Raw genomic sequence first — 19,720 nt, forward strand, 5'->3', positions numbered from 1 at the left:
GAAACCCTTTCACGCTCTATAATTAAGCAGTCCCGTCTGTTTTTCCCCGATTTTCAGCCCGTTTTGCACGCTGGCACACTTTATGCCTGATCTTCATTGTTATTGAACGATTCAATTGCAGCCTGTCCAGTTTGTGAGGTGATGATGATCAAGATTGACCTTTCCGATTCACCCTTTTTTGATGAGATGTTAATGGCGGATGGCAAACATCGCAGCCATTATCAGGCCTACTGGCAGTGGTTGCAGCAAGCTGATCAACAGGCAGTCCAGCGCAAAAAAGAGGAAGCTGCGCTGTTATTCCATCGGGTGGGAATTACCTTTAACGTTTACGGCGAAGATGATGGTGCGGAACGGCTGATCCCATTCGACAGCGTGCCGCGCATTATTCCGGCCAGCGAATGGCAAATGCTCGATCGCGGGATCTGCCAGCGGGTTCAGGCGCTGAATGCTTTTCTGCACGATATTTACCACGACCAGAAGATCCTCAAAGCGGGGATCGTCCCGGCGGAACAGGTGCTGGCCAACGATCAGTATCAGCCGTGCATGCAGGGCATTGATCTTCATCGCGATACCTACGCCCACATTGCCGGAACCGACATGGTGCGCGGCGGTGATGGCGAATATTACGTGCTGGAGGACAACCTGCGTACACCGTCCGGCGTGTCGTACATGATGGAAAACCGCAAGATGATGATGCGGTTATACCCCGAACTGTTTGCCGAACAGCGTATCGCGCCGGTGTCCCGCTACCCATCCCACTTACTGCAAACCCTGCGCGAAAGCACGCCTGTCAACGATCCGACCGTTGTGGTACTGACGCCGGGCCGCTTTAACAGCGCCTATTTCGAGCACAGTTTCCTCGCCCAGCAAATGGGCGTTGAACTGGTGGAAAGCGTCGATTTGTTCGTCAAAGACGGCGCGGTGTTTATGCGCACCACCGCCGGCCCCTGCAAAATTGACGTGATTTACCGGCGTATCGACGATGCGTTCCTCGATCCGCTGGCCTTCCGCGCCGATTCCATGCTCGGCGTTCCCGGCCTGCTTTCAGTTTATCGATCCGGTGGCGTGGTGCTGGCGAATGCGATCGGCACCGGCGTAGCGGATGACAAATCGATCTACCCGTATGTGCCGGAGATGATCCGCTACTATCTCGCGGAAGATCCGATCCTCAATAACGTGCCGACCTGGCAATGCCGCAAGGAAAGCGATCTGTCTTTCGTGCTGGCGAATCTGGAAAAAATGGTGGTGAAGGAGGTTCATGGCGCAGGCGGTTACGGCATGCTGATTGGCCCGACCGCCAGCAAGGCGGAAATTGAACGCTTCCGCGATTTACTGCGTACCCGCCCGGAAAACTACATCGCCCAGGAAACACTGGCGCTTTCCACCTGCCCGACGTTTGTCGGCAATGGACTGGCACCGCGACATATCGACCTGCGGCCTTTTGCCCTGACCGGCGCGGAAATCCGTCTGGTACCGGGCGGCTTAACCCGCGTGGCGCTGGCAGAAGGTTCGCTGGTAGTGAATTCGTCTCAGGGCGGCGGCACCAAAGACACCTGGGTGCTGGAAGAAAATCCAACGGAGGATGACGCATGCTAAGCAGAACAGCCAGCGAACTGTACTGGATGGCGCGTTATCTGGAACGCGCCGAAAATATCGCACGCCTGCTGGACGTGACCAATAAGCTGTCGATGATGTCGATCCGTGACGTCAACGCCCGCGATGAAAACAATGATCTGCTGGTGCCGCTCACCATGACCGGCACGCGCACGTTATTCAGTGAACATTATCCGCAGGAGACGATGAGCAATCTGCTCAACTTTTTCGCACTGGACAGTTTCAACCACAGCAGCATTTTCAGTTGCCTGCAAATGGCCTGGAACAATGCGCATGCCGTGCGCGGCAGCCTGTCGTCTGAAGTCTGGGAAAGCATCAATGCCACCTGGATTGAGATGAAACTGATCCGCCGTCAGGGCGTCGGTTCTGCCGGTGCAGACTCTTTCTTCGACTGGGTTAAGGAACGCTCACATCTGTTTCGCGGCGCGATGTTCGGTACCTTACTGCGCAGTGATGCGATGAACTTTATCCGCCTCGGCACCATGCTGGAACGCGCAGACAGCACCGCGCGCCTGCTTGATGCCAAAAATCAGTTGCTGAATGCCGATGAAGATCCGGTGCGCGAATACTACCGGATGGACACGTTGCTGCGTGCCGTCAGCGCCCGCGAAGCGTTCCACACGTTATACAAGCAACAACTCAGCCAGAAGCACATTGCCGAACTGCTGGTGCTGCGCCGCGAGCTACCACGCTCACTGCTTTCCTGTGTCGAAATCATGGCCGAACAGCTGGAGGAAATCGGTGGCACGGCGGGTAATCTGCCCCGCCGCCGTGTTCATACCCTTCATGCACAACTTCGTTTCACCGAAATGGAAGAAATTGTTGAGATGGGCCTCAGTCCCTGGTTAATGCAATTCCTTGACCAGACCAATGCCATCGCTGAGAGCATTCATCAAACCTATCTGGAGGCTCAATAATGAAACTGAATGTCACGCATCAGACGCATTACAGCTATGCGCAGCAGGTTAAACACAGCACGCAATATCTGCGCCTTACGCCGCAGGATTCCAGCCATCAGAAGATTTTGTCATGGGATCTGACGTTACCGGAATACGCCACCCGCACGCTGGATGCCTACGGCAATGTGCTGCATGTCCTGACACTGGATCAGCCGCATCAGGCGATCACCATCGTCGCCAACGGCGTGGTCGAGATTGAAGACAATACGGAGGATGACAACTGCGGGCATCTTTCACCGCTGGTGTTTTTACGCACCAGCCCGCTGACGCTGGCTGACGGCGCGATCCGCGATTTCGCCAGCCGTTATTACCGTCCGCAGGCGCAGCACGAAAGTCTGTGCAGTCTGATGGGCGAACTGCTGCTGAAAATGCCCTATAACCCCGGCACTACCACGGTCAAAGACAGCGCCTCTCAGGCGTTTTCGGCACAAACCGGCGTGTGTCAGGATCACACCCACGTGTTCCTCGCCTGTTGCCGCAGTCTGGGCATTCCGGCGCGCTACGTCAGCGGCTATCTTTACTCGGAAGATTCGACACACGTGGCCATGCACGCCTGGGCAGAAGCCTGGCTGGATGACCGCTGGCAGAGCTTTGATGTCACCAATAACACCTGTAAACCGAATCAGCATTTGAAACTGGCTATCGGCATAGATTATCTTGATGCATGCCCGGTCCGTGGTATCCGGTTGGGTGGAGGAAGCGAAGACATGCGCACTGTCGCCGCCGTTGCCATGCTCGACGTACCACAATAAACCTGACGCCTGAGGAAAATTTTTATGACTTACTGTGTGGCCATGCGCTTGTCCTCAGGCCTGGTGTTTGTGTCAGACTCACGCACCAATGCCGGAGTGGACCATATTTCCACCTTCCGTAAACTGCATGTTTTTCATCAAAGTGATGAACGCGTGCTGGTGATCCAGAGCGCCGGAAATCTGGCGACCACGCAAAGCATTATCAGCCTGCTGCATCGCCGCTGCTTAGACGATGAGCGGGAGAACCTGCTGAACGTGGCGTCGCTGTACGATGCCGCCAGCCTGCTGGGTGAAACGGTACGTGAAGTGATTGCACGGGACAGCGGCGCGAATCAGGGCGGCAATACGGATTTCAGCTGCAACCTGCTGCTCGGCGGCCAGATTAAGGGCGAAGGCCTGCGGCTGTTCCACATTTATCCGCAGGGGAATTTCATCGAAGCCACACACGACACGCCGTATTTTCAGATCGGTGAAAGTAAGTACGGCAAGCCGATTATTGATCGCGTGCTGAGCTACGACACCGCGCTGGATCAGGCGATGCAATGTGCGCTGATTTCGATGGATTCGACGCTGCGCAGTAATCTTTCCGTCGGCCTGCCACTGGATGTGATGACCTATCCGACCGACAGTTTCAGCGCCGCGCAACAGCACCGCATCACCGAAACGCACCCGTATTTCGACATGATCCGCAAAGGCTGGGGCGAAGGGCTGCTGAGCATTTTTGGTCAGTTACCGCCGCTGAAACTGGACGAGTAAATCCGCTTCTGGCGGAGTGATATCTCACTCCGCTGCTTTATTTTCATCCATCTTCTGAACTATCTTCTTCTCGACCTCGAACGGGTCGATACCGCGCAGTTGCAGGCGGCGGAAGCGGATGATATTAAAGCCGTTCATGACCAGAAAACTGCCTTCGATAAGCGATCCGCCAATCGAACCGAGCCAGATGTTGTGCACTACCCAGCAGCAGGTTGAGCACCACATAATGCAGCGCGTGGTCAGCCCGCTGGTGCGAAACAGCGCCCAGGTACTGACCACTGTCGCGCCGACCGGCAATAATTCTACCCAGTGATGTGCGCGGCTAAGCCCTAACACCAGCGTCAGCACAATGAAAACTACCATGATCCACTGGTTACGGGTGCGCAGTGAAATCAGCGTGCGCAGGGAATTTAGTAAGGCGCTCATGCCTGCAGGGGCTGCGCCCATCATCAGGAAATGCACGCCGATAATGGCGCTGTAGGCAGAAAGCTGTTGTTTGAAGCGTCGGTCGCTGCGGTTGAAAAACATCGTGATGCCGACCACGAAGGCCACAACACCAACTGACTGGGCAAACCAGTAATACGTCATTTGTCAGGAGTCTCATACGTGGAGGTCTTGCGCTGCAAAAGCAAACGGCGCTTCATAACTGAAACGCCGTTTCATCCTAACGATAAACCTGAGCGGTTACAATGTGACACCGCTTTTAAAGATGGCTAATTCACGGAAATCATTGAGTTCATTTTTGGCCTTGCGGCCATCGGCGATCGCCACGATCAGATTCACAAATTCACCCAGCAGCTGATCCATGCTCACATCGTGGATCAGTTGTCCGGCATCGAAATCGATCCAGTGCGGTTTTTTCGCCGCCAGTTCGCTGTTGGTTGCCAGTTTCACCGTCGGAACAAAACCACCGTATGGCGTACCGCGGCCGGTACTGAACAGCACCATATGGCAACCGGCACCCGCCAGCGCACTGGTGGCAACGGCATCGTTACCCGGCGCACTCAGCAGGTTCAGCCCCGGCGTGGTGAGACGTTCGCCGTATTTCAGCACGTCCATCACCGGGCTTTGACCGGCTTTCTGCGTACAGCCCAGCGATTTTTCTTCCAGCGTGGTGATACCACCCGCTTTGTTACCCGGAGACGGATTCTCGTAAATTGGCTGATTGTGTTCGATGAAGTACTGTTTGAAATCATTCACCATGTGAACGGTTTTCTCAAACGTATCTTCATCGCGGCAACGGCTCATCAGAATGCGTTCCGCACCAAACATTTCAGGCACTTCTGTCAGCACCGAAGTCCCGCCGTTGGCGATCACGTAATCAGAGAAACGTCCCAGCAGCGGGTTAGCGGTGATGCCTGACAAGCCGTCAGAACCGCCGCATTCCAGGCCAAATTTCAGCTCGCTGAGTTTGCCCGGCTCGCGTTTATCGTCACGCATCACGGCATACAACTCGCGCAGACGTTCCAGTCCGGCTTCCACTTCGTCGTCGAATTTTTGCAGCGTCATGAAACGCACACGCTCTTCGTCAACGTCGCCCAGCGTTTCACGGAACACATCCACCTGATTGTTTTCACAACCGAGGCCGATCACCAGCACTGCGCCCGCATTCGGGTGGCGCACCATGTTTTGCAGCATGGTACGGGTGTTCACATGGTCGTCGCCCAGTTGCGAGCAACCAAACGGATGCGTAAACAGGTAAACACCGTCGGTGCCTTCCGCGTCATTGGTTTCTTTCAGGAAACGTGTCTGGATCTGACGGGCGATCCCGTTGACGCAACCAACGGTCGGGATCAGCCACAGTTCATTACGGATCCCGACCTGACCGTTTTTACGGCGGTAGATCTGCACATCACGATCCGCCATCTGTTCAGGTACAGTGGCGAAATCAGGCTGATACTGGTATTCGTCCAGATCGCTGAGATTGGTTTTGCCATTTTGCGAGTGAATATGCACGCCCGCCTCAATGTCCGCCAGCGCATGCCCGATCGGCAAACCGTATTTAACAATGTTTTCCCCGGCCGCAATCGGGCGCAGGGCAAACTTGTGACCACGCGCCACAGGCTGAGCCAGAACAACGGAATACCCGCCCGCTTCAACCTGCTCGCCCGCGTCGATATCGCGTAAGGCCACAGCGACATTATCAGCGGTATGAATTTGAATGATACTTTGCATAGTTGCTCTCTTAGCTGTAAGCCGCCAACGCATCACGCATGCCGCGATCATCAATCGCCTGCAATTGCTCGGTCACTTTTGCCGTCAGACCCGGCACGGTATTCAGGTCACGTCCCCAGTGTTCTTCATCCGCCAGCACAGTTTCGACCAGCCCGATTAACGGCAGGCTGCCGTTACGCACATCACTCCACAGGCCGGAGAAACGGCTCAGCCAGTGTGCATCGTCCTGCAGCGGATAAACTTCACCGTTACGCTCACCCCGGTAAAACGCCAGTAACGCCGCCAGCGCAAAGGTCAGCCGCGGAGGCAGAAGCTGATTCTTTTCCTGACTCGCCAGCAGTTGCGGCAAAATACGGGTGCGGTATTTGGTCATGCCATTCAGGGCAATCGACAGCAACTGATGCTGAATGAACGGATTACGGAAACGGCTGAGCACCGCCTGTGCAAACGACGTCAGTTCATCCTGCGGCAGGTTCAGCACCGGCGAGATTTCCTCGGCGATCGCCAGTTCGACGAAGCGGCTGATTTGCGCGTCATTCATCGACTCGCCCACAGTATTCAGTCCTGCCAGGAAGGCCACCGGCACCAGCGCAGTGTGCGCGCCGTTGAGGATCGCCACTTTGCGTTCTTTGTACGGTTTGATGTCATCAACCAGACGGATATTCAGCGGCAATTTGTCCAGACGCAGTTCCTGCGCCAGACTTTTTGGCCCCTGAATGACGAACAGGTAGAAGTGCTCCGCGCTGTCAAAGAAGCTGTCCTGATAGCCCAGTTCTTCCTGCAGGCTGTCGACCTCACTGCGTGGATAACCGGTGACGATGCGGTCAACCAGCGTTGAGCAGAATGTATTGCTGTTTTCCAGCCACTGGGTGAATGCCGCCGGAAGCGACCATTGTTGCGCGTAACGCAGCACCAGTTCCTGCAATGCCTCGCCGTTGTAGTCGATCAGTTCGCAAGGCAGCAGAACCCAGCCTTTATCAGTCGCACCGGAGAAATGCGTGAAACGCTCGAACAGCAAACGGGTCAGCTTGGCCGGGAAACTTGCCGGAGGCGCGTCTTCCAGACGATCGCTCTCGACATAGCTGATACCGGCTTCGGTGGTGTTGGAGAACACGAAGCGGATATTCGGGTCGCGGGCCAGCGCCAGATATTCATCAAACTGATGGTAGATATTAATTTCGCGATTAACGGAACGGATGATGCGGGTATCACGCACTGTTTCACCCTGCTCGTTCAGACCGCTGATGATGGTCGTATACAGACCATCCTGAGTGCTCAGTGAAGGCGGAAAATCAGTATCAATCGGGCGCACCACTACGATACCGGCATCGAGATCAGTATGTTCATTCAGCAGGTCGATTTGCCAGTCAACAAACGCACGTAAGAAGTTACCTTCACCAAATTGAATAATTTTGTCCGGGTGCTGACGGCCAGGGAAGTCACGGCGATTTAACCTTTGCATCTCACATTCACCTTAATTTGCTCAGACTCCGGTCTTTGAGGGCGGAAAAATCGCCCCGTGGCCGTCGTTCTCTGTTGGGATAATTATTTGTTATTTATGATTTTGTTTCAGGAGCGCAGGGATCTGCGCTCCGTTACTGTCTAGTGATGACTGCTTAGTTCATGCAGATCAGTTCAGTTCGATCTGGAAATACTGTTTGGCGTTGTCGAAGCAGATGTTTTTCACCATATTGCCCAGCAGTTCGATGTCTGCCGGTGCTTCGCCATCTTCCACCCAGCGACCGATCATCTGGCACAGGATGCGACGGAAATATTCATGACGCGTATAGGACAGGAAGCTGCGGCTATCGGTCAGCATGCCGACAAAGCGGCTCAGTAAGCCCAGGTTGGCAAGCTGTGTCATCTGACGTTGCATGCCGTCTTTCTGGTCGTTAAACCACCAGCCGGAACCGAATTGCATTTTGCCCGGCATCCCTTCGCCCTGGAAGTTACCGACCATGGTGCCGATCACTTCGTTATCACGCGGGTTCAGACAGTACAGAATGGTTTTTGGCAGGCCACCGGCCAGACCCTGCGCGCCCAGCAGTTTTGACAGCGGTTCTGCCAGCGGCTGGTCGTTAATGGAGTCGAAACCGACATCTGCCCCAATCAACTGGAACATACGGGTGTTGTTATTGCGCAGCGCGCCAATGTGATACTGCTGTACCCATTCACGACGCTGATATTCAGAAGCCAGATACAGCAAAACACCGGTTTTGAACTGAGCAATTTCTTGCGCTGTCGGCGTTTCACCGTTCAGACGACGGGACAAAATACCGTCCAGCGTCGCGTCGTCCGCTTCGCCGTAAACGACTACGTCCAGCGCATGGTCAGAGACTTTGCAACCGTGCGCCGCAAAGTGATCCATTCGTTTTTTCAGGGCATCACGCAGATCGCTGAAACGGGTAATGGAGACATCTGCCGCCGCTTCCAGTTTCTTCATGTAATCGACGAACGTGCCCGCTTCAATGTTGAAGGCTTTGTCCGGGCGCCAGCTTGGCAGCACTTTGACATCAAAGCTGGAATCTTGTGCCACCGCTTTATGATGTTCCAGAGAATCGATCGGGTCATCAGTAGTGCCGACCATTTTCACGTTCATCTGTTTCATGATGCCGCGGGCAGAGAAGTCATCCTGCGCCAGCAGTTCGTTACCGCGTTCCCAGATTTCACCCGCGGTAGACGGGGAAAGCAGTTTGCCGGTGATACCAAACGGACGGCGCAATTCAAGGTGCGTCCAGTGGTAAAGCGGGTTACCGATAGTGTGAGGAACCGTTGCAGCCCAGGCGTCAAATTTCTCGCGATCGCTGGCATCACCTGTACACATACGCTCAGGCACACCGTTGGTACGCATCGCGCGCCATTTGTAGTGATCGCCTTTCAGCCAAATGTCATACAGGTTTTTAAATTTGTAGTCCTGTGCAATCAGCTCAGGCGGCAAATGGCAGTGGTAGTCGAAAATTGGCTCATCTTTCGCATAGTCGTGATACAGGCGACGTGCGAATTCTGTGTCGAGAAGGAAGTCTTCCGTTAAAAACTGCGCCATCTTAGGTTCCTCATCATGAATTCTGTAGAGTTATCACTCAATGGTGCGAAGTTATCACACCAATTTAGATTGTCGTCCAGCTCTTTTTAGGGGGTTAACCCTGCAGAAGCGGGCGATCCGAGACCATAAAAACCCACTAACTCTCTGTAAAATAATAGCGTTAAAGCTATAAACCGCTGTGACCTATTATCCTCACAATCAGAGTGTCATTTTGTGATGTCACTCAAACTTTAAATCTGTATGACAAGTTAATTCGCACCAGATATGACAAAACAGCGTTTTGCCCCTTACTCATTTCCCGTCTGCGTTTCATATCGCGCCAGAAGCCTGCTGCTCAGGGCTTTGTTAATGCATTTTTACTCTTACCGACAACTTATCAGTCATTTTGGAAAAATAATCCTGTTCATTAACTGTTCAGATTAAATGTGATCATTCGGTAAAGTTGTTACACCAATTACGTTTCGATAATTTCGGTATCTTTGTTAATCACTTTCTGAAAAATGTGAAGCTCATCATGTTAAATGCACTTTTCATTGTAAAATCAAGTAAATAACTCTGTAGTTAAAAAAGTTAAGTAACCACACAATATAAATGTGGTTTTGTGATGTCATTCAAATTTTAAATCTGTATGACAAGTTATCTTTGCTTCGCCCGGACAAGAGCGTCAGAGATTACCTGCCACGTCCTTTCGCTGTTGCCCGGGCAAATCACTTCCCGGGCTCAATCAGACCATGGCGAAGCAATCTTTCTGGTGTCCAGGACGTTCATCGGATCCAAACGCACAAATAACAATAAAGCAGTGCGTTAAGCATCGGGCAGCTCCCAGTGAAATCTTCTGGCGGCGTGGTACCCGGAAAACGTTAAGGAAAGCCAGAACCCCACGCTTATTCAGGTGGTGCGAAAAACGCCCTGACAGCCTGTCGCTGTCATCGCCGGATTATTTACTGGGAGAGAGTTAAATGGCTAAGATTAAAGGGTTACGCTGGTACATGATCGCGCTGGTTACCTGCGGCACGATACTGGGTTATCTGACACGTAACGCTATTGCCGCCGCAGCACCTACGCTGATGAGCCAGTTGAACATCAGCACACAGCAATATTCTTATATTATCGCCGCCTATTCTGCCTGTTATACCCTGATGCAGCCGGTGGCGGGTTACGTGCTCGACGTAATGGGCACCAAAGTCGGTTACGCGATGTTCGCTATCATGTGGGCCATTTTCTGTATGGCAACCGCGCTGGCAAGCAGCTGGGGTGGCCTGGCTATCGCCCGTGGTGCGGTCGGTATGGCCGAAGCCGCCATGATCCCTGCCGGTCTGAAAGCCAGCAGCGAATGGTTCCCGGCCAAAGAGCGTTCAATTGCCGTCGGTTACTTCAACGTCGGTTCCTCAATCGGCGGGATGATTGCGCCACCACTGGTCGTCTGGTGTATCGTGATGCACAGCTGGCAGCTGGCCTTCATCATTACCGGTGCGTTAAGCCTGGTCTGGGCACTGGGCTGGCTGGTGTTTTATAAGCATCCTAAAGATCAGAAGAAACTCAGCACTGAAGAACGTGATTACATTCTGGAAGGTCAGGAAGCACAGCATCAGACTGACAACGGCAAGAAAATGTCTGCCATGCAGATCCTGCGTAACCGTCAGTTCTGGGGCATCGCGCTGCCACGTTTCCTGGCTGAACCCGCCTGGGGGACATTCAACGCCTGGATCCCGCTGTTCATGTTCAAAGTGTATGGCTTCAACCTGAAAGAAATCGCGATGTTTGCCTGGATGCCGATGCTGTTTGCTGACCTCGGCTGTATCCTGGGCGGCTATCTGCCACCGTTATTCCAGAAATACTTCAAAGTTAACCTGATCGTTTCCCGTAAAATGGTGGTCACCATGGGTGCGGTTCTGATGATTGGCCCTGGCATGATCGGCCTGTTCACCAGCCCTTACGCAGCCATCGCTTTACTGTGTATCGGTGGATTTGCTCACCAGTCACTGTCCGGTGCGCTGATCACCTTGTCTTCTGACGTGTTCGGTCGTAACGAAGTGGCGACAGCCAACGGCCTGACCGGGATGGCGGCCTGGATGGCAAGTACCATGTTTGCTCTGGTGGTGGGTGCGCTGGCCGATACCATTGGTTTCAGCCCGCTGTTTGCAGCGCTCGCGGTCTTTGACCTGCTCGGTGCAATCATCATCTGGACTGTGCTGCAAAACCGCTCAGCAGCAGAAGTGGCTCCGGCTCCGCTCAAAACCGCAAAAGCCTGATCCATCGAATTAAAGCCCGGTAATGCTTTTACCGGGCTTTGCTGTTTTCTGACATTTCTCCAAAGCCTTTCTGCCCAATGCACGGTGCAACAGCCTTTCGTAAATCGTATACTGGCACTTGTATAATAAGTTCACAGGTCTGTCCGACACTTACTTCTTACAGGTTTCACTACTTTAAAGAGCACTCATATGGAATCCACAGACACCAGACGCCTTTATCAACAACTGGCTGCTACGCTCAAGGAACGCATCGAAACAGGTTTGTACCCGGTTGGTGAGAAGTTACCGGCCGAACGACTGATTTCTGATGAAATGGATGTCAGCCGCACCGTGGTGCGTGAAGCGATTATCATGCTCGAAGTTGAAGGTTACGTGGAAGTGCGTAAAGGGTCGGGCATTCATGTCATGTCAAACCAGCAGCGCCATCTGGTGGTGCCGGATTGTGGTAGTGAGTTTGGAACCTCCGGTCCGTTTGAGCTTTTACAGGCGCGTCAGCTGATAGAAAGTAACATCGCTGAATTCGCCGCGACTCAGGTGACGAAACAAGACATCATGCGTCTGATGGAAATTCAGGAACATGCGCGGCAGGAAGACCGTTTTCGTGATTCTGAGTGGGACTTGAAATTCCATGTGCAGGTTGCACAGGCGACACAAAACAGCGCACTGGCGACCATTGTTGAGAAGATGTGGAGCCAGCGGTTACACAATCCTTACTGGCGCAAACTGCATGAGCACATCGACGAGAAGTCGATTGAAAGCTGGTGCGAAGATCATGACCTGATCCTGAAAGCGCTGATCCGCCGTGATCCGCACGCGGCGAAACTGGCGATGTGGCAGCATCTGGAAAACACCAAGCAAATGCTTTTCCGCGCCACAAGTGATGATTTCGAGTTCAACGTAGACCGTTATCTGTACTCAGAAAACCCGGTCGTGCATCTCGATCCGCCGTTGCTCAACACCAAATAATTCCCTTTAAGGCAGGTTAATTCCCCCAACCTGCCGTTTTACACTTTCTCCCCGCTCGCCCGCAGAACCTGTCAGACACTGTCGAGTAGTGTCAGCCAATGTAAAACCCTTTCCCAAACGCGCTTCAGACTTAAATGATCGGCCTCAACGCGCTATATTTACCTGTCTGAGCTATTGGTATTTTGTTACAGTTAGACCACTTTTTTTACCCGTTTGGGTCACGTTTCAGAAAGCAAAATGGCGCGTAAATACAATGCCATCAAAACTAATGGGATCAGAAACAACGGCATCAGAACAAATAACCCGCCAGGGACTTGGCTACCCTATCAGCCAGGCAGGCAGCGTCGAGACATTTTCTCCGCTGATGCTTTTGCTGACTCACTGAAAATGATGGAGTTTCACAAGACAGATGGAAATTATCACCTCACTCATCGATGCCCTCTGGCAACAAGATTATAAAACCCTCGCGGACCCTTCACTGGTCTGGGCGCTGTACCTGATTTTATTCATGATTATTTTTTTGGAAAACGGCCTGCTTCCTGCGGCATTTTTGCCCGGTGACAGCCTGCTGATCCTGGTCGGTGTTCTGATAGCCAAAGACGCGATGAATTTCCCGTTAACGCTGTTCCTGCTCACCAGTGCGGCGAGCCTGGGTTGCTGGCTCAGTTACGCGCAGGGAAAATGGCTGGGGAATACGCGAATAGTACAAAGCTGGCTGGCACATCTCCCCGTGCATTATCACGAACGCGCGCATGCTCTTTTCCATAAGCACGGCCTTTCGGCGCTGTTAGTGGGCCGTTTTCTGGCCTTTGTCCGCACACTCTTGCCAACGATTGCCGGCCTGTCAGGACTGAGCAACAGTCGTTTTCAGTTTTTCAACTGGGTCAGCGGCTTGCTGTGGATCCTGATCCTGACCTCGCTGGGATATTTCCTCGGTAAAACGCCGCTGTTCCTCAAGTATGAAGATCAGGTCATGAATTGCCTGATGCTGTTACCAGTGCTGTTGTTAATCGGCGGACTGGTGGGATCAATCGTCGTGTTGTGGCGGAAAAAACATGCAGACCGTCAGAACAAAGGTAAGAGCACATCATGAGCCAGAGGCTGAAAAGCCGGTCATTCATCTGGCCGGGGATGCTGATGCTGGTCGCGATTGTGGCCATGTTCGGACTGGCATTATGGCACCTGCCGGTGCCTGCCAGCGCACTGCAAATTCGCCCTGCCAGAACCGGGACGTCACTGCCTGACGGCTTTTATGTTTACCAGAGCCTCAGTCAGCGGGGCATCCATATCAAAAGCATTACGCCGCTCAATGACGGGCTGGTGGTTCAGCTTGATTCTTCATCTGAGCGCAAACTGGCAGAAGAAGCCTTGCAGGATATTCTGCCGCCGGGATTTATGATTCAGTACTTCGAACAGCCGACCGCAAAAGCGTGGATCCATAAACTGGATCGCGACCGTCTGAAATTTGGATAATTCCCTTAGCGACAAAAGGGGATTCATCTGATATCACCGCCCATTCAGCGGTGATATCATTCAAAGCGAGTTATTCACTCAACTAATCATTTAGGAAATTAAGTGCCACACTCACTTAATCATTAAAAGGAAGCTACAAGATGAAACTGACATTAACTGCCCTCGTTTTCGCCCCTGCCCTGTTGTTCACCACGGCCAGCTTTGCGGCATCGCAGCCAGAAACCTGCGCCACTAAGCAAAATGAAATCCAGAAGCAAATCGACGAAGCTCGTGCGCACAACAATCAGAACCGTGTCGACGGACTGGAGAAAGCGCTGCGCGAGAATAAAGAACATTGCACCGAAGCCGGTCTGCAAGCTGAAAAGCAGAAAAAAATTGAAGAAAAACGTGAAAAAGTCGCAGAACGTGAGCAGGAGCTGAAAGAAGCTCAGGCGAAAGGCGATCATGACAAAGTCATCAAAAAGCAGCATAAACTGGACGAAGCGAAGTCTGAACTGAAAGAAGCTGAAGCGAAGTAATCCTTTCTGCCAGAGTCGATTTCCGTAGTTAGATTTACCGCGATATAGCGGATTTTTCAGGGTTTCTGTGGGTGTTAACAGATAATTCGTATTTGCGATAACCTGAATATCCGCTATGTTAAAAGTTCGAATCAGTTAACGTATGGAGTGACTTACACATGGCTAGTAATACATCAGAACAACTGCGCGCTGAACTCAAGTCATTGGCAGATACGCTGGAAGAAGTTCTTCAGACCTCTACCGATAAGCCGAAAGCTGAACTCGATAAACTGCGTGGCAAAGCAGAATCCCTGCTTAAAGATACCCGCGAACGTCTGAGCGATACGGGCGATAAGATTGCCTATCAGACTAAAGAAATTGCCGGTAAAGCCGACGATTACGTACATGAAAAACCCTGGACTGGCGTTGGTATTGGTGCCGCAGTCGGCGTTGTCATCGGCGTTCTGTTAGCCCGCCGCTAATTATGGCTGAGCCAATTAAACCTGCACCACAAGGACCAGGAAAAGGGTTGTTTGACATCGTTTCACGCATCGCTACTGTCATGGTGAGCATTGTTGAATCGCGTGTCAGGCTGGCCGTTATCGAGCTGGAAGAGGAAAAGGCCAATATTTTCCAATTACTGCTCATGGTCGGGATTACCCTGATACTTACCGCTTTTGGTCTGATGAGTTTGCTGGTGGTGTTGTTCTGGGCCATCGATCCGGCCTATCGTCTTACGGCGATAGCCACGACGACGGGCGTATTGCTGCTTCTGGCAGTGATCCTTGGCGCAATGACGCTGGCGAAAGCCAAACGCTCCACGTTGCTCAGCCTCACCCGCAAGCAACTGGACGTTGATCGCGCCCTGTTAGAAAAGGATGACCAGCAATGAGTATTCCGGACCGCGCTATCGAAAAAGTCAGACTGCTGCGCAAAATCGAGCGTCAGCGTGGCGAGCTTTCTCAGGCCGGTTCTGACTGGCTGGAGGCCACCGCGAAAGTAGACCATTACTGGGTAAAACTGGTAGATATGCGTAAATATCTGGTCGTGGGCTCAAGCCTGCTGGCAGTTTATGGTATCCGCCATCCCAGTGCGGTCGTCCGCTGGTCACGGCGTGCTTTTGGCATCTGGGGCACCGTCAGGTTGTTCCGTAAAACCATCGGCAACAAATAGCCTCAACCTCCTCCTGTTAAAAGGGCTGATTGGAAAACAATCAGCCCTTTTCTTTTTGAATAACAATCTCTCAGCTGTTCAATTTATTTGAAGCATTCCAACAGTTTTACTTGCTAACAAAGCGTAACCATCCGACTTATTATCTCGTCATCAACTGATGCGGTAACGGCATGAAACATTTTCTGACCGGACCGGTAACATTTTAGCCCGCCTTGGGCATATTAATCTGGAGTAGAAAATGAACAAGTTACAAGACACTGCTTTGCTGGTTGCCCGTATTCTGATGCCAATCCTGTTCATCGTTGCAGGCTGGGGCAAAATCAACGGTTACACCGCGACTGCGGGTTACATGACGTCTATGGGCGTGCCAAGCTTCTTCCTGCCACTGACTATCCTGCTTGAATTCGGCGGCGGTCTGGCGATTCTGTTTGGTTTCTTCACCCGTACTACGGCGCTGATCACTGCAATCTTCACCATTCTGACTGCACTGATTTTCCACACTGATTTCGCACAGGGCGTGAACCAGATGATGTTCATGAAAAACCTGTCCATCGCCGGTGGTTTCTTCGTACTGTTCGCTTCCGGCCCGGGCGCATTCAGCATCGACCGTCTGATCAAGAAAAACTGGTAATTGCCCCGGCACCAGGGAGCAACATCCACGCTATAATTAAATAAGACAAAAGAGTGACCTGCAGGGCGATGTGATTTATCACCTCGCCCTTTTTTATTAGTTATCTGTAAATCTCGCCTGAATCATTCGGGTTACGGCTCGAAGGATGACGGGGAAGGAGGAAATATGGGACAACTCGTCAATGGCGTTTGGCAGGACACCTGGTACGACACCAAGTCGACCGGCGGTCATTTCAAACGTTCAGCAGCACAGTTTCGCAACTGGATAACGCCGGATGGCACTCCTGGCGAGCACGGCGTGGGCGGTTTTGCCGCAGAGCGCGACCGCTACCATTTGTATGTTTCACTGGCCTGTCCGTGGGCGCACCGCACATTATTGATGCGTACGCTGAAAGGGCTGGAAGAGTTTATTCCGGTTTCTGTCGTTCATCCGCTGATGCTGGAACATGGCTGGACTTTCGGCACTGATTTCCCGGCCGCAACCGGCGATGATTTGTATCATCTCAACTACGCCTATGAGATCTATCTGCGGGCGCAGAATGATTATACGGGTCGCGTTACCGTGCCGATCCTGTGGGATAAAAAACAGCAAACCATCGTCAGCAATGAGTCCGCCGATATCATCCGCATGTTTAACAGCGCGTTTGATGCCGTGGGTGCAAAAGCCGGAGATTATTATCCCGAGGCGTTACGTCCGGCGATTGATGAAATTAATGAGTGGGTCTATCCGCAGATCAACAATGGTGTGTATAAGGCGGGTTTCGCGACGTCTCAGGACGCTTACGATGAAGCGGTTGACGGTGTTTTCGCGGCGCTGGAACGGGCCGAGGAACTGCTGAGTAAACACCGTTATCTGACCGGTAATCAGCTGACTGAAGCCGATCTCCGTTTGTGGACCACGCTGGTGCGGTTTGATCCGGTGTACGTCACGCACTTCAAGTGTGACCGCTACCGGATCAGCGATTACCCGAATCTGTACGGTTTCCTGCGCGATATCTACCAGATGCCGGGCATTCGTGACACGGTGGATTTTGCCCATATCCGTAATCACTATTACCGCAGCCACGCGACCATCAATCCTTACGGCATAATCTCGACCGGACCGGCACAGGATTTAGAGTCTGAACACGGCCGCAATACGCGTTTTTGATTGAGTTCTGCGCCTTCCCCTTTCACAAAAGGGGAAGGAAAATTTACTTCACTTCCCGCGTCGCCAGTAACTTTGGAATTTCACGCAGGAACCAGGCTTTTGCCTCGCCCATGCTGTCACGGCGCCACGCCATGATAATATCCGTCTCACGGTTATATTCCGCGCTGACCACCCGCAGACGCCCTTCCTCGATGTCTTTCTCGACCATCGGATAAGGCATCGTCGCCACGCCTAATCCTGCCAGCAAGGCTTTGCGTTTCTCTTCGATGGTACTGACGGTCAGGCGCTGCTGTTTATCCAGCAACTGAACGGTTAACACCGGACGCTCACGGGCGGTATCCGCCACGGCAATGCCACGGTATTTCACCCGGCTGACGTCAGATAATGGCTCGGCTTCGAGATGGATCGGATGGTCCGGCGCAGCAACATACACGCTGACCAGTTTGTAGAGCTTGCGGCTGTTAATTTCAGTGGAAGAGCGGAAATGCATATCGGGCGCGATAACGATATCCGCACGCCCCTGCTCGAGACGCTCCCATGCACCGGCCAGCACTTCCGTTATCAATGACACCTGTGTATTGGCTTTCAGCGCCAGCTTTTCAATCAGCGGGAACAATTGCGCAGCAGGCGATAAAGCCTCACACACGATGGTGATGTGAGTTTCCCAGCCGCGCGCTAAGGCTTCGGCATCGACCGTCAGCTTGTCGGCCGCTTCCAGCAACACACGTCCGCGTTCGAGCAGCATCCGGCCAACGTTGGTGAATTTTGTCCGATGACCTGAACGGTCAAACAGCACCACATCCAGCTCCTCTTCCAGCTTCTGCATGGTATAGCTCAATGCAGACGGGACGCGGCCCAGCTCGTCGGCGGCAGCAGCAAAACTTCCCCGGCGGTCAATGGCATCCATGACCCGTAAGGCTTCCAGTGTGAGTGCGCGATCCTTAGCCATTCTCTTCTCTTTCAGGAAATTTGAATATAGCGACCAGATTAACTGGCTAACAATCACACGTCCAGACGCTTACCATTTATACATCGAAATTTTTAAGAGAGGCGACCGCCATGATCACCAGCAGAACGGCAAAAGAGTGCGGTACCGCTGACTTTGGCTGGCTCCAGGCACGGTATACATTTTCCTTTGGCCATTACTTTGATCCGAAGCTCATGGGCTATGCGTCATTGCGCGTCCTGAACCAGGAAGTGCTGGCGCCGGGTGCCAGTTTCCAGCCACGTACCTATCCGCGAGTTGATGTGCTGAATATTATCCTGCAAGGCGCAGCGGAATATCGCGACAGCGCAGGCAACAGTGTCCGGGCGCAAGCCGGGGAAGCGGCATTATTATCGGCCCAGCCCAATGTCAGTTACAGCGAACTGAACACCAGCGCCAGTCAGCCGCTAACGCGAATGCAGTTGTGGCTGGATGCCTGTCCTGAGCATGAAAACGCACTCACCCAGAAAATGACGCTGCCAGAAACCACGCATTTCCTGCTCGCCTCACCGGACGGTGAAAAGGGCAGCCTGCAACTGCGGCAAAACGTGTGGATCCATCATCTGGATTTAGGAGCGGGTGAACAAATCACGCTGCCGGTGCGCGGACCGCGCGCCTATTTGCAATCGATTCACGGACAGATAGATGCACAGGGTTCGGCCAGCCGCGAGCTACAAAAACTGGCCTGTGGTGATGGCGCGTTTATCCATCAGGAAAACAGTCTGACGGTTTCCGCCATTACACCGTTACGCGCACTGCTAATTGATATGCCGGTATGAATTTTGAGGAACACGAAGAAAATAAAACGCCGCGCAGGGCAACCTGTCCGGCGTTTTTTAAATGCTCAAATAACATTATTCCATAAAAAGAGTGATGAAAATACGTAATAAATGAGTCATCTGACAGCAGTCGTTACCCGATAGACTCACTGGTTCAAACGGAATGAGAAAACGAATCAAAAACCCTCTATCCCATTGATAATACCGCACAAAAAAACCTTGCCCTCATGTGAAGGCCAACCCTGAATGATCACTCAAATTTATATTTGAAAGTCAGGCAATGACTATATATATAATATTCATCAAAATGATCTTATTATTAACACCTCCTAATAGTTCATATGAATTACATTTAATTCGTTTGATCTGATTTATTATCTATACGCATTCTTTTTTTTGCTCTATGATTTCCGGCGCTGGTTAATGGGATTGATTTTTTATAAAGGGAATGGCCATGAACTACTGCCTTTAAAACGTTAGTAATAACATTAAGACGTTAGTGTATATATTTCTTCT

20 protein-coding genes are annotated in these 19,720 nt (G+C 52.3%); 15 read left to right on the forward strand and 5 right to left on the reverse strand.

What is annotated here, in order from left to right; all coding sequences use genetic code 11:
* Nucleotides 1–144: 144 nt before the first annotated feature.
* The 4 genes from ACM615_RS16350 to ACM615_RS16365 are packed head-to-tail and all read left to right on the forward strand — an operon-like array spanning nucleotide 145 to nucleotide 4,081.
* On the forward strand, nucleotides 145–1,596 hold the full coding sequence (locus tag ACM615_RS16350; RefSeq protein WP_112288102.1) for a circularly permuted type 2 ATP-grasp protein: 1,452 nt from the start codon (nucleotides 145–147) through the stop codon (nucleotides 1,594–1,596).
* Entirely contained in the window at nucleotides 1,590–2,531 is a 942-nt protein-coding gene (locus ACM615_RS16355; RefSeq protein ID WP_129638103.1) for an alpha-E domain-containing protein, read from the forward strand. The genes ACM615_RS16350 and ACM615_RS16355 overlap by 7 nt, the downstream gene beginning before the upstream one ends.
* Nucleotides 2,531–3,325, forward strand: a complete 795-nt coding sequence (locus tag ACM615_RS16360; RefSeq protein WP_112288100.1) for a transglutaminase family protein — start codon at nucleotides 2,531–2,533, stop codon at nucleotides 3,323–3,325. The genes ACM615_RS16355 and ACM615_RS16360 overlap by 1 nt, the downstream gene beginning before the upstream one ends.
* Before the next feature lie 24 nt (nucleotides 3,326–3,349).
* Nucleotides 3,350–4,081 carry a proteasome-type protease gene (locus ACM615_RS16365; protein ID WP_129638102.1) on the forward strand — a complete coding sequence of 244 codons (732 nt, stop codon included), beginning with the start codon at nucleotides 3,350–3,352 and terminating at the stop codon, nucleotides 4,079–4,081.
* A 24-nt stretch (nucleotides 4,082–4,105) separates the two neighbouring features.
* On the opposite strand, the gene ACM615_RS16370 is transcribed toward ACM615_RS16365, so the two are convergent.
* The 4 genes from ACM615_RS16370 to uxaC all read right to left on the reverse strand — a co-directional run bounded on the left by ACM615_RS16370 (nucleotide 4,106) and on the right by uxaC (nucleotide 9,299).
* On the reverse strand, nucleotides 4,106–4,669 hold the full coding sequence (locus tag ACM615_RS16370; protein ID WP_112288098.1) for a YgjV family protein: 564 nt from the start codon (nucleotides 4,667–4,669) through the stop codon (nucleotides 4,106–4,108).
* Nucleotides 4,670–4,765: 96 nt separating this feature from the next.
* Complete coding sequence (locus ACM615_RS16375; protein ID WP_431012192.1) at nucleotides 4,766–6,256, reverse strand: UxaA family hydrolase; 1,491 nt, start codon at nucleotides 6,254–6,256, stop codon at nucleotides 4,766–4,768.
* Between the two features lie 10 nt (nucleotides 6,257–6,266).
* Nucleotides 6,267–7,718, reverse strand: coding sequence for a tagaturonate reductase (locus tag ACM615_RS16380; protein WP_431012193.1), 1,452 nt, complete (start codon nucleotides 7,716–7,718; stop codon nucleotides 6,267–6,269).
* A gap of 168 nt (nucleotides 7,719–7,886) precedes the next feature.
* Nucleotides 7,887–9,299: a glucuronate isomerase gene (gene uxaC / locus ACM615_RS16385; RefSeq protein WP_129638100.1), complete on the reverse strand. Its 1,413-nt coding sequence runs from the start codon at nucleotides 9,297–9,299 to the stop codon at nucleotides 7,887–7,889.
* A gap of 959 nt (nucleotides 9,300–10,258) precedes the next feature.
* Here uxaC and ACM615_RS16390 point away from each other — a divergent pair.
* The 10 genes from ACM615_RS16390 (at nucleotide 10,259) to ACM615_RS16435 (ending at nucleotide 17,440) form a co-directional block, all read left to right on the forward strand.
* Nucleotides 10,259–11,551, forward strand: a complete 1,293-nt coding sequence (locus ACM615_RS16390) for an MFS transporter (protein ID WP_112288094.1) — start codon at nucleotides 10,259–10,261, stop codon at nucleotides 11,549–11,551.
* A gap of 189 nt (nucleotides 11,552–11,740) precedes the next feature.
* Nucleotides 11,741–12,517 (forward strand): transcriptional regulator ExuR, encoded by a 777-nt coding sequence (gene exuR / locus ACM615_RS16395; protein ID WP_112288093.1) that lies wholly within the window; start codon nucleotides 11,741–11,743, stop codon nucleotides 12,515–12,517.
* Between the two features lie 409 nt (nucleotides 12,518–12,926).
* The gene (locus tag ACM615_RS16400) at nucleotides 12,927–13,610 is read left to right on the forward strand and encodes a DedA family protein (RefSeq protein ID WP_129638099.1); all 684 of its coding nucleotides are present in this window, start codon (nucleotides 12,927–12,929) and stop codon (nucleotides 13,608–13,610) included.
* Complete coding sequence (gene mzrA / locus ACM615_RS16405) at nucleotides 13,607–13,990, forward strand: EnvZ/OmpR regulon moderator MzrA (protein WP_431012194.1); 384 nt, start codon at nucleotides 13,607–13,609, stop codon at nucleotides 13,988–13,990. The genes ACM615_RS16400 and mzrA overlap by 4 nt, the downstream gene beginning before the upstream one ends.
* 140 nt (nucleotides 13,991–14,130) lie before the next feature.
* Nucleotides 14,131–14,508 (forward strand): DUF1090 domain-containing protein, encoded by a 378-nt coding sequence (locus ACM615_RS16410; protein WP_112288090.1) that lies wholly within the window; start codon nucleotides 14,131–14,133, stop codon nucleotides 14,506–14,508.
* A gap of 158 nt (nucleotides 14,509–14,666) precedes the next feature.
* Nucleotides 14,667–14,969: a DUF883 family protein gene (locus ACM615_RS16415; RefSeq protein ID WP_013577208.1), complete on the forward strand. Its 303-nt coding sequence runs from the start codon at nucleotides 14,667–14,669 to the stop codon at nucleotides 14,967–14,969.
* Between the two features lie 2 nt (nucleotides 14,970–14,971).
* Nucleotides 14,972–15,379 (forward strand): phage holin family protein, encoded by a 408-nt coding sequence (locus tag ACM615_RS16420; protein ID WP_431012195.1) that lies wholly within the window; start codon nucleotides 14,972–14,974, stop codon nucleotides 15,377–15,379.
* A complete protein-coding gene (locus tag ACM615_RS16425; protein WP_113876740.1) occupies nucleotides 15,376–15,660 on the forward strand; it encodes a YqjK-like family protein in 285 nt (94 codons plus the stop codon). Before ACM615_RS16420 ends, ACM615_RS16425 begins: the two co-directional genes overlap by 4 nt.
* A 238-nt stretch (nucleotides 15,661–15,898) precedes the next feature.
* Nucleotides 15,899–16,291 (forward strand): DoxX family protein, encoded by a 393-nt coding sequence (locus ACM615_RS16430; RefSeq protein ID WP_112288087.1) that lies wholly within the window; start codon nucleotides 15,899–15,901, stop codon nucleotides 16,289–16,291.
* Between the two features lie 165 nt (nucleotides 16,292–16,456).
* On the forward strand, nucleotides 16,457–17,440 hold the full coding sequence (locus ACM615_RS16435; RefSeq protein WP_431012196.1) for a glutathione S-transferase family protein: 984 nt from the start codon (nucleotides 16,457–16,459) through the stop codon (nucleotides 17,438–17,440).
* Nucleotides 17,441–17,483: 43 nt separating this feature from the next.
* Here ACM615_RS16435 and ACM615_RS16440 read toward each other — a convergent pair whose 3' ends face one another.
* Nucleotides 17,484–18,389 carry a LysR family transcriptional regulator gene (locus ACM615_RS16440; RefSeq protein WP_112288085.1) on the reverse strand — a complete coding sequence of 302 codons (906 nt, stop codon included), beginning with the start codon at nucleotides 18,387–18,389 and terminating at the stop codon, nucleotides 17,484–17,486.
* A gap of 110 nt (nucleotides 18,390–18,499) precedes the next feature.
* Here ACM615_RS16440 and ACM615_RS16445 point away from each other — a divergent pair, with 110 nt between their 5' ends.
* Nucleotides 18,500–19,204, forward strand: a complete 705-nt coding sequence (locus ACM615_RS16445) for a pirin family protein (protein ID WP_431012197.1) — start codon at nucleotides 18,500–18,502, stop codon at nucleotides 19,202–19,204.
* Nucleotides 19,205–19,720 lie beyond the last annotated feature (516 nt).

The sequence above is a fragment of the Rahnella sp. PAMC25617 genome, assembly GCF_050606005.1.
Classification (GTDB): Bacteria; Pseudomonadota; Gammaproteobacteria; order Enterobacterales; family Enterobacteriaceae; genus Rahnella; species Rahnella variigena.